The 15,363-nt window shown below is 37.9% G+C and carries 11 protein-coding genes; 9 read left to right on the forward strand and 2 right to left on the reverse strand.

The genetic code is table 11. The annotated features are described in order from the left end of the window. Positions 1-125 precede the first annotated feature (125 nt). Positions 126-857: an SAM-dependent methyltransferase gene (locus QM524_RS12970; RefSeq protein ID WP_283344929.1), complete on the forward strand. Its 732-nt coding sequence runs from the start codon at positions 126-128 to the stop codon at positions 855-857. Positions 858-922: 65 nt separating this feature from the next. Here QM524_RS12970 and QM524_RS12975 read toward each other — a convergent pair whose 3' ends face one another. Beyond that, on the reverse strand, positions 923-1,345 hold the full coding sequence (locus QM524_RS12975) for a YraN family protein (RefSeq protein ID WP_310586451.1): 423 nt from the start codon (positions 1,343-1,345) through the stop codon (positions 923-925). A gap of 23 nt (positions 1,346-1,368) precedes the next feature. On the opposite strand from QM524_RS12975, the gene lipB reads away from it, so the two are divergent. The 4 genes from lipB to QM524_RS12995 all read left to right on the forward strand — a co-directional run bounded on the left by lipB (position 1,369) and on the right by QM524_RS12995 (position 4,773). Further along, the gene (gene lipB / locus QM524_RS12980) at positions 1,369-2,088 is read left to right on the forward strand and encodes a lipoyl(octanoyl) transferase LipB (protein WP_095160970.1); all 720 of its coding nucleotides are present in this window, start codon (positions 1,369-1,371) and stop codon (positions 2,086-2,088) included. A gap of 44 nt (positions 2,089-2,132) precedes the next feature. Beyond that, a complete protein-coding gene (locus QM524_RS12985; RefSeq protein ID WP_166579282.1) occupies positions 2,133-2,540 on the forward strand; it encodes a hypothetical protein in 408 nt (135 codons plus the stop codon). 66 nt (positions 2,541-2,606) lie between these two features. Next, on the forward strand, positions 2,607-3,335 hold the full coding sequence (locus QM524_RS12990) for a 3'-5' exonuclease (protein WP_283344930.1): 729 nt from the start codon (positions 2,607-2,609) through the stop codon (positions 3,333-3,335). Between the two features lie 259 nt (positions 3,336-3,594). Further along, on the forward strand, positions 3,595-4,773 hold the full coding sequence (locus QM524_RS12995) for a hypothetical protein (protein WP_283344931.1): 1,179 nt from the start codon (positions 3,595-3,597) through the stop codon (positions 4,771-4,773). A 434-nt stretch (positions 4,774-5,207) separates the two neighbouring features. Here the strand turns inward: QM524_RS12995 and QM524_RS13000 are convergent, their stop codons facing one another. After that, complete coding sequence (locus QM524_RS13000) at positions 5,208-5,663, reverse strand: sterol desaturase family protein (RefSeq protein WP_283344932.1); 456 nt, start codon at positions 5,661-5,663, stop codon at positions 5,208-5,210. 263 nt (positions 5,664-5,926) lie between these two features. Here QM524_RS13000 and QM524_RS13005 point away from each other — a divergent pair, with 263 nt between their 5' ends. The 4 genes from QM524_RS13005 to QM524_RS13020 all read left to right on the forward strand — a co-directional run bounded on the left by QM524_RS13005 (position 5,927) and on the right by QM524_RS13020 (position 15,171). After that, positions 5,927-8,560 (forward strand): valine--tRNA ligase, encoded by a 2,634-nt coding sequence (locus QM524_RS13005; protein ID WP_283344933.1) that lies wholly within the window; start codon positions 5,927-5,929, stop codon positions 8,558-8,560. A 421-nt stretch (positions 8,561-8,981) separates the two neighbouring features. Continuing rightward, entirely contained in the window at positions 8,982-9,374 is a 393-nt protein-coding gene (locus QM524_RS13010; protein ID WP_095160976.1) for a hypothetical protein, read from the forward strand. A 318-nt stretch (positions 9,375-9,692) separates the two neighbouring features. Beyond that, complete coding sequence (locus QM524_RS13015; protein WP_283344934.1) at positions 9,693-14,021, forward strand: CusA/CzcA family heavy metal efflux RND transporter; 4,329 nt, start codon at positions 9,693-9,695, stop codon at positions 14,019-14,021. Further along, complete coding sequence (locus QM524_RS13020; RefSeq protein WP_283344935.1) at positions 14,014-15,171, forward strand: efflux RND transporter periplasmic adaptor subunit; 1,158 nt, start codon at positions 14,014-14,016, stop codon at positions 15,169-15,171. The genes QM524_RS13015 and QM524_RS13020 overlap by 8 nt, the downstream gene beginning before the upstream one ends. Positions 15,172-15,363 lie beyond the last annotated feature (192 nt).

Genomic DNA, 15,363 nt, shown 5'->3' on the forward strand with positions numbered 1-15,363 from the left:
CTAGAGCGTATTAATGCAATTTTAGTTTGCATTAATACTTAAGTAAAATAGTAATGACGTTATCATAGGAATTTTATCAATTTTCCCGATAGCAGATAACTATTCACCAGTAACAAACATTTACAATGATGACGAAAGAATGGTTTAGCTCGTGGTTTGATTCCCCTTATTATCACATTCTGTACAAAGAACGTGATGACAAGGAAGCTCAGCTTTTTATGGACCAACTATCATCGTATTTACAAATTCAGCCAGAACATCATATTATGGATTTGGCCTGTGGTAAGGGGCGTCACGCTATTTATCTCAATCAAAAAGGGTTTGAGGTAACAGGCGTTGACTTATCTCCACAGAGTATTGCTTTTGCTAAAATTTACGAAAATGCACATCTTCATTTTTTTGTGCACGATATGCGTGAAGTTTTTGAAGAAAGATATTTCGATTTTATCCTAAACCTATTTACAAGTTTTGGGTATCTCGAAAATCACGACGAGAATATCAAGGCATTTCAGGCGGCAGCTCGCAACCTGCGCAAAGGAGGTATTTTTGTAATGGATTTTTTCAATACAGAATACGTGAAAAGACAATTGCTACCTTTTCAGGTAAAAGAAATTGACGGTATTCGTTTTGAGATAACTAAAACCTTACAAGATGGCTTTATCATCAAAGATATAGATTTTAAGGATGAGGGTCATGAGTATCACTTTCATGAAAAAGTACAGGCTATTTCACTGACGGATTTTCAACATTACTTCTCTGCGGCGGGACTAAAACTCAAACAAATTTTTGGGGATTATCACCTCAATGCTTTTGATATAGAAACATCGCCAAGAATGATTTTTATCTTGGAAAAATAGCTTAAACCTAACCAAAAGGAACAAAGCAAAGTTTTGTAAATACGCTTTGCTCCTTTTGCTAACATCTAATAAAAGGCATCTTCAAAGTGCTTGATTTCGAAACCATCTGAGCGAAAAACAATCGAAATGACATCAAATCGTATTTGTTTGTGCCAATTGGTTTTGTAAACATAAAAATCAGCGGCACGTTTTACTAGCGAAACTTTGAGTTTACTAACGGCTGCTTCGGGCATTCCGAATTTGACATTCTTGCGGGATTTTACCTCAACAAAGACTAAAAAAATGCCTTTTCGGATAATTAAATCCACTTCGGCATGACCATAACGGTAATTTCGGGCTACAATTTCGTAGCCTTTGTCGATTAAATAGGACGCTGCCAAGTCTTCTGCTTCGCGACCAGTGTCTAGGTGTTCGGCCATTGAATTATCTACTAGGGTTTGTTGTTTGATAAGAAAATAAATATTTTTTACTTTAAATTTCTTTGGCACTAGAAAGAACAGTGTTGTGAAAAATGGAACAGCATAAAAAAGTAAAGTTTCAGAGTTTAGGAGTAATAGATTACCAAGAAGCTTGGGATTATCAAGAAAAACTCCATGCTGAAATAGTCGAGATTAAACTACAAAACCGTAAAATTAGCCCTGAGGAAACTCCCAAGGCGACGCCTAACTATCTTTTGTTTTGCCAGCATCCGCATGTATATACGCTAGGGAAAAGTGGAAAGCCAGAACATTTATTGTTGGACGACGAAGGCTTGGAGAAGTATCATGCCCAGTATTTTAAAATCAACAGAGGAGGCGACATTACCTATCATGGTTACGGTCAGTTGGTGGGTTATCCGATTTTTGATTTAGAAAATTTCTTTACTGATATTCATCGATACATGCGTTTTATGGAAGAAGCCGTGATTCGTACTTGTGCAGATTATGGTATCGAAGCAGGGCGAATAGATGGGCTTACAGGCGTGTGGATTGATTATGTCGAACAAAAAAATCCTCGAAAAATCTGTGCAATGGGCGTAAAAGCTAGTCGCTGGGTAACTATGCACGGTTTTGCATTGAATGTAAACACCGACTTGAGCTATTTCTCTCATATTGTGCCATGTGGCATCGACGACAAAGCTGTGACTTCTATTGCCTTAGAAGTAGGTCGCGAGATAGAAATGGCTGAAGTAGAAAGTCGTATGTTAGGGCATTTGAAAGATATATTTGAATTTGAAATTGAGCAAAATTAGGTTTTAATAGCTGTCTAAAAACAGCCAACCACACAAAAGCATTTATGAAAAAAGATATCATCCATCCTACCGTCGATGGCGTAAAAGTGGCTGTTGCACGTCGTCAGGATGAACTTGGAAATGTCCTTTGGGATGTATATTTAATTAATCGTCTGAAACACCCAATCGATACAGTGTTTGTTACATCTAGCGGTTATGGTGTAGATGTCGACGGGAACAAAATCAAAACTGCCTCATTACGTTATTTTTTTAAAGAAGTTGCAGGAGAAGAAATTGTGAAAATAGAGCCTATTTCGCCTGAAGTTTTTCATATTAACAACGAATATTGGGTGAGCTATTATATTGGAAATCAGATTTTTGATAAAAAGTTTATCTTTGTTCCTGAAAGTATCCGTGAAGAAAACCTCATCCCAATTGCCCAATTGGGTTTAGAAGGAGTTTTGCATGAATAATCAATATGGGCTGTAAGTGCTTCGCTAACAGCCTCAATATTTTCCTACACTATAACCAATATCTGTATGCTCGACTTAGCTAAAATCGCAAAAAATCTCTTATTTATTGACATCGAAACTGTTTCTGCTTACGGTAGTTGGGACGAAGTGCCTACACGTATGCAAGAATTTTGGTCAAAAAAGGCAAGTTATATGCAAAATCCCCACCAATATGATGAGGGAAAATTGTATTTTGAACGAGCTGGGATTTATGCCGAGTTTGGTAAGGTGATTGCAATTGGTTTAGGCTTTTTTCATTGGGACGATGATAATCAGCTTTGCTTCAAGGTAAAAACGCTCACTGCCGACTCAGAGACAGAGCTTTTAACACAATTTACTTCGCTGATTGAGTCCAAATACAAAGGCAATAGCCTTATGCTTTGTGCTCATAATGGCAAAGAGTTTGATTATCCGTACCTATGCAGACGAATGTTGGTCAATGGAGTGAATATTCCTAAAGCCTTACAGCTAGCAGGTAAAAAGCCTTGGGAAATACCGCATTTGGATACTTTAGAGCTTTGGAAGTTTGGAGACAAGAAAAATTATACTTCCTTAGATTTACTAGCAGCAATTTTCAATATCCCAAGCAGCAAAGTAGAACTGAGTGGCGATTTGGTAAATCACACCTACTATATTGAAAAAGACCTTCCTAAAATTGCTAGATATTGTCAAGAAGATGTGATTGTATTGGCACAGCTCTATCTCAAATTTCATAATCTTCCTTTAGTGCCAGAAGACAATATTGAAAGAATCTAAAGCATATCAATAGTTTCGGATTTGGGATGTAGGATTTCGGACGTGTAACCTACTTTTGGGAAGTAATAAAGGTGGGTTTTCATATTTCCAAAATCAAAAATCCCAAACCCGAAATATCACATCCACTAAATCACAAACCACTCAATAGTACTAAGTATTAGTACTTATTCAACCTCTGTATCTACATCGAAAAATCGGTAATATGGAATTCATGTCCTTAAATTCTCTAAATTTGATGTTTTAATGCTATCAATAAGCCATGAAACATTATATACTCTTAATCACTAGCCTCCTGTATCTGCTTGATATTCATTACAGTCATGCGCAGTTATATACACAATCCAAAGCCGAAAAAGCCCTTCAGACCTATCGTGAGGAATTATTAGGCTTTAGAAAAGAGCACCCCAAAAAACGTAATCTTCCAGATGCTAAGTTTTTCTTTTTTGGTATGGGCAATCGTGCCAAAATGTTTTACAAAGACGGACGAATTATCTCACTAAGCGATAAACGTGTGATTCGCCGCTGGAAAGTAAAATCTACCTTGATTGTACCTTCGGAATATTTGGTTCATTTGGAGTTGCAAGATGGACGTGCTGTCGATATTCAAGAAGATGAAACAGGTGTTTATGTGTATGAGAATAACCTTCAGATTATTCTTGCCGAAAGTCCTATTACATTACCAACTTTTAGCGATAAGAAATTCCCTTCTGTATTAAGAACATTGCATCATGAATTATTGGTAAATATTCAGGATGGAAAACCTTTAGTGAATACGATTGTTTATACCAAACCTTGGTTTAAAAGCGCGGCAATTATTACAATGGCGCTAAAAAAGACCAATAATTTACCTTTGGTAGAAGCTTGGATTAAAGGCTTGAATACGCCTTTTGACCGTAATAACAATGCTGGCTATGCCGAGGCTGACAACCTAGGGCAGGTATTATATATGCTTTCGACAGTGGCTGATAAAAAACATTCCTTAGTAACGAAAATTTTGGACGAGGTTGATAACTTCGACAAAGGAGGGTTTATCGAAGGGCGTACTGCCGATATGCTTCCACACGCTGTTTATCAGACAAAATGGTTGAAATTTGGCTTGAAAGAGATGCAATTGCCTGATAAATACAAAATTCCCTCACAATATGACTCTTACTCTTCCTTGATTTGGTGGGATTTTCAGAAAGACTATGTGAAAGGAGATCAGGTAGATGATAACCTAGCCTTGAACTCGCCACAATATGTGTGGGCGGAAGACCATTTTTTCAAACAAAATAAAGGTCCAATCTCAGCTCGTGAATATCCTTTGACTTGGGAAGCAGAGGTAAATGAATTAAAATACGAATCGCTCGGTATCATTGACCAAACTTTGGTTGATTTACGAATTGCCCCTACCAATGCTTGGCAAGCAGCCGAAATGTTGTTGCTTTTGTTGGAGTAAAATTTTAAAAGGCACAAAGTGTCAAGGAGCAAAGGCACAAAGTGGATGCTGAAATTATCAATTTCGGATTTCTGATGTAGGATTTCTGAATGTAATCTAATCTATTTCATGGTATGTTATCTCTAAATTGAGTGCATGAATGATTATGGTAAAATTTTGTGCTAACTGTAGATACGCAAGGCTTGCTTCCCAAGCCAAGTTAACTCTAGCATAATGATATTAAAAAGCGGTCGAAAAAATAATTTTCGACCGCTTTTTAATGACTTTTGTTGATATTATCATTCAAAATCCTACCGATTTAGACGCAAAGTATTGCGTCTCTACAAGTAAAATTCAAATAGAAGTTCTAAGCACTTGTCATTAGATTTGGAATGATTCATGTTTGAGAAAATTCTATTAAACTCCGCACTCACAACTCCGCACTCCGCACTCAATCAGATTCTTTCCTTTCCTCCTTCGTATTTTTTGGGAGCATACAAAAAACCGAATGCTTCTGCCCCATCGCGTGTATGTACTTTGTGGTGAATAAAGTGTGCTCGCATAATTCTTTTCATGTATTTACTCTTGGCAATGTACTTGATTTTGATACGACGATGTACGATAATATCATGAAAAATAAAGTAAAATGTACCATAAAGTGCCACGCCCAGCCCTATCCAGAACAAAAACCACAACTCTGGTACTAAATCCCCTACCACAATGGTAACGGTAGAAATAAGCCCGAATACAACTGAAAACAAATCATTTTTTTCAAGTACTTCATTGTGATGCACATGATGCGATTCATGCCAGTTCCACATGATTCCGTGCATGATATATTTATGAGTAAACCATGCAAATCCCTCCATAAAGAAAAACGTGCCGAAGAACAATCCAAGTTTGAGTAACATAATTTTGAGTAGATGTCTGGTTAAAATCTAAAGGTTTAACCAATAAAGAAATGTAATTGTTTGGCGAAGATACACGCAGATTTACAAAAAGCGTACGCTTGAAAATCACTTTATTAGCCTGCCATTGCGTCAAAATCCCTATCTTTGCAAACTAAAATTTGTTAGGCAAGATAATCTAAGCTTTTGGTATTCATAAATTTTATTCCAAAACCATGTAATCGAAGGCTGAAGCATTTTGCCCAATACAATAGATTCATAAAAATATGATTTCAAAAACGTACACTCCACAAGAAATTGAAGCCAAATGGTATCAATATTGGCTTGACAACAAGCTATTTGCATCCAAGCCTAATCCTGATAAAGAACCTTATTCGATAGTCATTCCACCACCAAACGTCACAGGCGTTTTGCACATGGGACACATGTTGAATAATACCATCCAAGACGTCCTTATTCGTAAGGCTCGTATGGAAGGTAAGGAGGCTTGTTGGGTGCCTGGTACTGACCACGCTTCAATCGCAACAGAAGCTAAAGTCGTGGCAATGTTGAAAGAGAGAGGTATCGAGAAAAAAGATATTACTCGTGAGGAGTTTTTGGAATATGCTCACGAATGGAAAGATAAATACGGCGGTATTATCCTTGATCAATTGAAAAAGCTAGGTGCTTCTTGTGACTGGGATAGAACTCGCTTTACTATGGAGCCATCTTTGTACGAAGCCGTAATCGATACGTTCGTTCGTTTGTACGGAAAAGGACAAATTTATCGTGGCGTTCGTATGGTAAACTGGGATCCACAAGGTAAAACAGCTCTTTCAGACGAAGAGGTAATCGAGAAAGATGTTCAGGCAAAACTTTTCCATATCAAATATCCAGTAGTTGGTGCTGATGGTGAGTTTTTGACGATTGCAACTACGCGTCCAGAAACCATCATGGCCGATACTGCTATCTGTGTGAATCCAAACGATGAGCGCTATGTAGCTTATCACGGAAAATCAGTAGAGATTCCATTGCTGGGTCGTGCTATCCCTGTCATTACCGACGAATACGTAGCAATGGATTTTGGTACAGGTTGTTTGAAAGTAACACCTGCACACGATTTGAATGACTATGAATTAGGCTTGAAGCATAAATTACCTGTTATCGATATTTTGGATGACGCTGGTTTCTTGAATGAAAAGGCAGTTTTATATGTTGGTCAAGACCGTTTTGCTGCTCGTCGCAATATCGTAAAAGACTTAGAAGAAGCAGGATTTTTAGTAAAAGTTGAAGAATATAAATCAATCGTTAAAACTTCAGAACGTACTGGTGCTGTAATCGAGCCAAAATTGTCGTTGCAATGGTTCTTGAAAATGGAAGACATTTCAAAACCTGCACTCGAAAACGTAATGAATGACAACATTAAGTTGTATCCTTCAAAATTCAAAAATACCTACCGCTCATGGATGGAAAATGTTCATGATTGGTGTATTAGCCGTCAGCTTTGGTGGGGACAACAAATCCCAGCTTTCTATTTGCAAGATGGTACTGTAATCGTTGCTAAAAATAAGCGTGAAGCTTTACGCAAAGCTCAACACGAATTGCAGTTATTTGCCTTGACCGAAGAAGATTTGACACAAGACCCAGACGTACTAGATACTTGGTTCTCGTCTTGGTTGTGGCCAATTTCGGTATTTGATGGTATCGAAAATCCTGAAAATGAAGATATTAAATACTACTACCCTACCAATGATTTGGTAACAGGTCCAGATATTTTATTCTTCTGGGTAGCTCGTATGATTATCGCAGGTTATGAGTGGAGAGAAGAACTGCCATTCCGTAACGTGTATTTGACGGGTATTGTACGTGATAAGCAAGGTCGCAAAATGTCAAAATCATTGGGTAACTCCCCAGACCCATTAGATTTGATTGCGCAGTACGGTGCCGATGGCGTTCGTTCGGGCTTATTATTCTCGGCTCCTGCAGGTAACGACTTGTTGTTTGATGATAAATTGTGCGAACAAGGACGTAACTTCTGTAATAAAGTATGGAATGCATTCCGTTTGGTAAAAGGTTGGGAAATTGCCGATGCCGAACAACCAGCAGGTAATGTATTAGCAATCAAATGGTTTAACTCAAAAATTAGTCAGGTTGTACTTGAAGTTCAAGACCATTTTAGCAAATTCCGTATTTCGGATGCCTTGTTATCGATTTATAACTTGATTTGGGATGATTTCTGTGGACAATACCTCGAAATTATCAAACCTGCTTTTGGTTCACCAATCGACCAAGCTACATATGATGCGACTATCGGGATTTTTGAAAAATTGATGGCTTTGGCTCATCCATATATGCCATTTATTACCGAAGAAATCTGGCAAGCAATTGCAGAGCGTCAAGAAGGTGAAAGTATTTGCCGTGCGGCTTATCCAGTAGCTGGCGAAATCGATACACAAGTATTGGCTGATTTTGAAATCTTGTTTGGTATTGTTTCAAAAGTTCGTGAGACGCGTAATACAAAACAAATTTCACCAAAAACGGGATTGCCATTGGCGATTAAAACCGAAGATGTAGCTCGTTATAAGCAACTAGAATCAATCATCGTGAAGCTCGCAAATACCTTTGCAATAGAATATGTATCTAGCAATGTTGAAAACGCTATTTCTTTTGTATTAAAAGCTGATGAATTCTTTATTAGTCTCGAAGGAGAACTAGACGTAGAAGCAGAATTAGCAAATGCTACTAAAGAGTTAGAATATAACTTAGGATTCAAAAAATCAGTGGAAGCAAAATTGTCAAACGAAAGATTTGTCAACAATGCCAAACCTGATGTTGTAGAAAAAGAACGCCAAAAGTTAGCCGATGCTGAGTCGAAGATTAAGGCATTGGAGGAGACGATTGCTCGTTTGAAAGCAATGTAGTCATGAACTGTTGATATAATAGCCCCTTGTAAAACATTTTGTTTTGCAAGGGGCTTATTTATTTCTACAAGATTAAACTCCTGAATAGAAAACGTACCTTAGAATCGTTATAAATAATTAGCCAAATTTAGGACGTTTGACATAAAATCGGCTAAAAAAGACTTATCCACAATTAGGGGCTTTTCCACAGTGGACAAGTTTAAAATGTGGATAACTTTTGTGGAAAATTGTTATATTTTGATTAAAAATGCATGAGGAAGGGCATTTGAGTATCTATTTTTCAACATTTTTATAAAAATGAGTAATAAGATTAAACTTTTTAGTCTTAATTTGCTCCAATCAAAAAATAAAAATAATCCAATCTGGAAAAGTTTTTATAGCGAAATACTTTTAGATTGGATTTAACAACTACCTTTGTTTCATGAAACAAATTATTGCCATATTTCTAAGTGTCACTATCCTTTTGGGAAGTCTTTTTCCAAAGGTGGATACTTTGCAGTTGGCAAAAATAGGCGAGTTAGTGAAGCATTACCAGTGGCATTGTAAGACCGAAAAAAGCAATATGAGCTTTTTGAGCTTTTTAGCAATGCACTATTCAGCAGCCTCAAATCATACCAAAACTGCTAAACATTCACATTCACACTTGCCTAGTCTGGACTCTCAGGCGGTTCATGCCTTTTTGCCATCCTTTTTTCAGCAAATTTCGCTGAAATTTAAGCCTATTATTAAGGGTTTTGTTGGTCCAAACTTTGTTTGGCAAAACCTTTACGACTTCCTATTAGCCTCGTCGCTACTCAATCCACCCCGATTCTAATCGAATATCTTCCTTTTATTTAAAATTAACATTCTCGGCTCTTTATTGAGAGAAAGTGAATGAGTGATTTGCTATTGAGCATTTTGTGGTTAAATACGTAAATGGATTTTAAAAATCTCATGTATTTACTCTGTTCTCAATAATCAGCATGACTATAAGTTTGAGTGTAATAATGAGTTTCAACGATTCAAATCACCACACAGCCCTCCTACTTGTATTGATGTTTTGAGAGATTCATAAACGATTATAATCTCACTCAATCGCTCCATCACCAATCAGCTCAATAACCAGCCTCACTACCTTTATTTTAATAAACTAATGATAGATTCATTAATTCGATTCAGCATAAATCAAAAGCTGATTATTGGATTATTTGTCTTGAGCTTAATTGCTTGGGGTGGAATTTCCTTGACTCAGCTTACCGTAGATGCCCTGCCAGATATTACATCTAACCAAGTGCAGGTAATCACTCAATCTCCCGCTTTACCTGCTACTGAGGTTGAAAAATTTATCACTATTCCACTAGAAATCTCCTTAAGAACCGTTCCGAATACGAAGGAAATTCGCTCTTTTTCGAGAATGGGCTTGTCGATTATTACTGTAGTATTTGAAGACGATGTACCTATTGAAAAAGCTCGTCAACAGGTAACTGAAAAGCTTAAGGAAGCGGAGCCCAATCTGATTGCAGGTGCTGGGCGTCCCGAACTAGCACCTATCACAACAGGACTTGGAGAGTTTTATCAATATACGCTAGCAGTTGATTCAAAATTTAAAAACAACTATTCTCTCACCGAACTTCGTACAATTCAAGACTGGATTGTAAAAAGACAATTGCTTGGTATCAAAGGAGTTGTAGAAGTTAGTTCTTTTGGAGGAAATCTGAAACAGTACGAAGTGGCTATTAATCCAGAACGTCTTAGTGCGGCTAATGTTACTTTAAATGAGCTCTTTACTGCCCTGCAAGATAATAATTCGAACTCTGGAGGTAGCTATATCGAAAAAGGAACAGATGCCTATTTTATCCGCTCGGAAGGGATGGTGAAAAATGTCGAAGATATCGGTAATATCGTAGTAGCTAATCGCGGAGGGCTGCCTGTGTTGGTCAAAGATGTGGCTTCTGTGCAGTTTGGACACGCTGTGCGCTACGGGGCAATGACTCGCAATGGCGAAGGTGAGGCTGTTGGTGCGGTGGTATTGTTACTCAAAGGCGCTTCGGCTCAGGTCGTAACTCAAGACGTAAAAGCCAGAATCAAAGAAATTCAAAAATCACTTCCAGAAGGTATTACCATTCAACCTTTTTTGGATCGTAGTAAGTTGATTGATAAGGCGATAGGTACTGTGGAGAAAAACTTGGTAGAAGGTGGTTTGATTGTCATTTTTGTATTGGTTTTACTCCTAGGAAATCTTCGTGCTGGCCTTGTGGTAGCCTCTGTGATTCCATTGTGTTTGCTGTTTTCATTTAGTATGATGAACCTCTTTGGGGTATCTGCCAACTTGATGTCATTAGGAGCTATCGACTTTGGGTTAATTGTGGATGGTGCTGTGATTATTGTCGAAGCCATTATTCATCATTTACACGAACGAGCCCAAAAGGCAGGAAATCATACACTTACATTGACACAACAAGAGATGAATGATGAAGTATATCATTCAGCAGTAAATATCCGAAAATCAGCAGCTTTTGGTGAGATTATCATTTTGATTGTGTATTTCCCGATATTAGCCTTGACGGGTATTGAAGGAAAAATGTTTAAGCCCATGGCGCAAACGGTTGGTTTTGCTATAGTCGGGGCCTTGATTTTATCGTTGACCTATGTCCCCATGATGTCATCTTTGTTATTGAGTAAAAAAGTCAATTTGAAAGAGACTATTTCTGATAAAATTATCAATTTTTTATACAGATTCTACGCTCCTATTATTCGCTGGGTATTGCACCACAAAGCAGTGGTAGTTGGTTCGGCAGTGGCGATGTTTGCGGGTAGTTTATTGCTATTCAGTTCGTTGGGTGGTGAGTTTATTCCAGAGTTAAACGAAGGTGATTTTGCGGTGGAGACGCTTTTGCATAGCAATGCTTCTTTATCTCAAAGTATTAAAATGAATACCCGAGCGCAACAAATTATTCTTCGAGAATTTCCAGATGAGGTAAGTCAAGTAGTATCTCGTATTGGAGCATCCGAAATTCCTACTGATCCTATGGGAATCAATTCATGTGATTTAATTATTGAATTAAAAGACATGAAGCACTGGAAAAAAGCAGAAACAATGGAAGAGCTTTCTGCGAAAATGGACGATGCTTTGTCGGAATTGCCTGGGGTAAATTTTGAATTTACACAACCTATTCAAATGCGTTTTAATGAGCTAATAGCAGGAACAAAATCTGATGTTGCGATTAAAATTTTTGGAGAGGACTTGGATATTTTATACCAAAAAGCGCAAGAATGTGCCAAGCATATCGCTAAAATAGAAGGTGTTGGAGACTTGAAGGTACAACAAATCGAGGGCGTACCACAAATGGTTGTGGACTATAATCGTGAGAAAATCGCTCAGTATGGTCTTAAAATAAAAGAATTGAACGCTCTTGTAAAAACTGCTTTTGCTGGCGAAGAAGCTGGGGTAGTGTATGAAGGAGAAAAACGCTTCGGTTTGGTAGTTCGTCTTGATTCTGCGTATCGCAAAGATTTACAAAATATCAGCGATTTGTATGTCGATTTGCCAAATGGGGGTAAAATTCCTTTATCGCAAGTCGCCAATATTTCATATCAGGACGCTCCTACCGAAATTGCTCGTGATAATGCTCGTCGTCGTATTACCATCGGTATTAATGTTCGTAACCGCGATGTTGAAAGCTTGGTGTATGAAATACAACAGGTATTAGACAAAAAAGTAGAACTTCCTGTAGGGTACAATTTTGTATATGGAGGAGCTTTTGAAAACCTCAATGCAGCCAAAAGTCGTTTGGCAATTGCAGTGCCTGTTGCACTATTCCTCATTTTTGCCTTATTGTTTTTTACGTTTAATTCTCTCAAAGAAGCACTTATCATTTTTGCCGCTATTCCGTTATCTGCTATTGGCGGCGTAATGGCGCTATGGCTTCGTGGAATGCCGTTTTCGGTGTCGGCTGGTATCGGATTTATTGCTCTATTTGGTGTAGCTGTACTCAACGGGATTGTATTGATCGCCTATTTCAATAGTCTTGAAAAACAGGGTATTACTGATATTTATGAGCGAATTATAGAAGGTACTAAGACGCGTTTTCGCCCCGTAGTTATGACAGCCGCAGTAGCCTCTTTAGGCTTTTTGCCAATGGCACTTTCACATTCGCCAGGTGCTGAAGTACAGCGCCCTTTGGCGACGGTGGTTATCGGTGGTTTGATTTCTGCAACGTTATTGACCTTGGTGGTATTACCTGCGATTTATAGTCTTATGGCTACTAAGGTAAAAATCAAACCTTCGATAGCAATGATTCTTGTATTGTTGAGCTTCGGAATAGTTAAAACAGCACCTGCCCAAAACACGCCAGTTTTGACGCTGGATAACTGTATAGAGAAAGCTGTTCAACAAAATCAAAGTATACAGGTGGGCAAACTTGAAATTTCGGGCAATAGGGCTTTAGAAAAAACAGCGAAAGACTTGCCCAAAACTAGTTTTGATACCCAATTTGGTCGTACGCAGACCTATACCAACAATGATGTAACTTTTAGTTTGGGACAATCATTTGCTTTTCCCTCTTTGTACAAGGCACAAGAAAATCTGTTGAAAAGTCATACTGCTTCGTCCGAAAAACGTCTAAATATGACGAAGAATCAAGTAGTAGCAGAGGTAAAAAGTTTGTATTATCAAATTTTACTCAATACCCAATTACTCAAGGTGGTTCAGCAACAAGATAGCTTGTACCAAAGTGCTTTCAAGGCGGCGTCTTTACGCTATCAAACGGGTGAAACCAATTTACTAGAAAAAGTTTCGACCGAAACTCGTCTGCGTGAAATTCAAAATAGAATTCAAAGTATTTTGTCTGATGAAAAGAGTCTTTATCAAAGCCTTTCATTTTTACTCAATATTCCTGCTGATTTTGTGATTGATAATCAGACCAATATGCAAAAACCTTTGCAGCTTCAAATAACAGAAGTAAGTAATAATCCGTATTTGGAATTGCTTAGACAGCAAATTGAAGTGAGTCAACTACAAACAAAACTCGAGAAAGAGCGTTTGAAGCCTGATTTTAAAGTAGGTATTACCAACCAAAGTATTGAGCGAAATTATAACCAAAACTTTGTTCAAGCAGGGCTCAATTTTCCTCTTTTTGCCAAGGCACAAAAGGCACGAATCAATGCCGCGGGTATCAATGAGCAAATTGCCAAAGAAAGCTTGTCTCTAGCCGAACAGCAAACTGCCAAGCAATTACAATCGCTAAAGATTCAGCTAGAAAAGCTAAGAAAATCAGTACAGTATTATCAAAGTTCTGCTATTCCGCAGGCTAATTTGATGATTAGCACTGCGCATAAAAGCTATCAAGCTGGAGAAATAGAATACGTGGAGTTTGTCCAAAGCATTACGCAGGCTTGGCAAATCAAAGAAATGTATTTGAGCGAAGTACACAATTTTAATCAAGTAATTATCAATATCGAAACTCTTGTAGGCCATGAATAAGAAAGCCCCTATATATATTACACTTTTGTCTAGTTTACTTTTATGGAACTGCTCAAAAGACCCAAAATCCGAAACAGCAACTGAAGCAACTACCGAAAAGGTGGTAGATATCGTTCATGTGAGCGAGGCTCAAGCTAAAAATGTTCAGTTGCCAGTGGGTGATTTTGAACAAACCATTGTTGGCGAAGAGGTTACTGCTAATGGCAAGGTAGAAGTGCCACCTCAACAAATGATTTCGGTGAGCGTGCCGATTGCAGGTTTTGTCAAAAGAATTGATTTATTGCCTGGCACGCCAGTTCGTAAAGGGCAAGTATTGGCAGTAGTACAGAGTATGGAATATGTGCAGCTACAACAGGAATATTTACAAGCCTTGAGCAAACAAAAATTCCAAGAACAGGATTTGAGTCGTCAAGAAACCCTAAATCAAGAGAATGTTGGTTCAAAAAAGAAATTGCAACAAATTGATGCTGAATACCAAACAGGTAAAGCAATGATTAATGGTTTGGAAGAAAAACTTAAGTTGATTGGTTGTAATATCGCTAAACTCAAAGCGGGCACAATTACGCCATCAATCAACGTTATTTCGCCCATTAATGGCGTAACCAAAATGGTTTATGTCAACATAGGGAAAAACATCGCTCCTACCGATGTCATGATGGAACTCGTGAGCCGTGAGCACATGCACTTGGAGTTGAATGTTTTTGAAAAAGATGCGAATAAAGTACAAGTGGGTCAAACATTATTGCTTGAAAATCCTAGACTTGCCAATAAGCCTTTAACAGGGAAAGTGATTTTGGTCGGACAAACCATCGAAGGTCCAACCAAAGCTATTTTGGTTCATGGACACCTAGATAATGAGGTTTTGGAACAAAAATTAGTGGTAGGACAATACGTAAATACTAAGATTTTGACAGGTAAAAAAGCTGTTCAGACCTTGCCCGAAGATGCAGTTGTTCGTCGCGGAGAAGGTGGATTAATATTTGTGAAACTCAAAACCAATAGTTATCAACAAATTCCTGTAAAACTAGGTATTACCGAAAATGGTATGGTAGAAATTATCCTCGAAAAAACGCTACCATCAAAAGAAATCGTCAAAGCAAATGCTTCTGTTTTACAAGCTATGCTAGCAGGTGGCGAAGGAGAAGAGTAGAGTGAAACATGAGTCTTGAGTAGTAGAGACGCAATGTTTTGCGTCTAAAAAACGGTCGGAAAATAATTTCTGACCGCTTTTTTGATATAACTCGGCTCAAGACGCAATCATTGCCTCTCTACAGTTGGCATTCAAATTTTATAATAATCACTCATTCTCTCAATCTCAATTCACTCAATTAGTTAAGCTACT

Origin of the sequence: Flectobacillus roseus (assembly GCF_030056595.1) — a bacterium.
GTDB classification, from domain to species: Bacteria; Bacteroidota; Bacteroidia; order Cytophagales; family Spirosomataceae; genus Flectobacillus; species Flectobacillus roseus.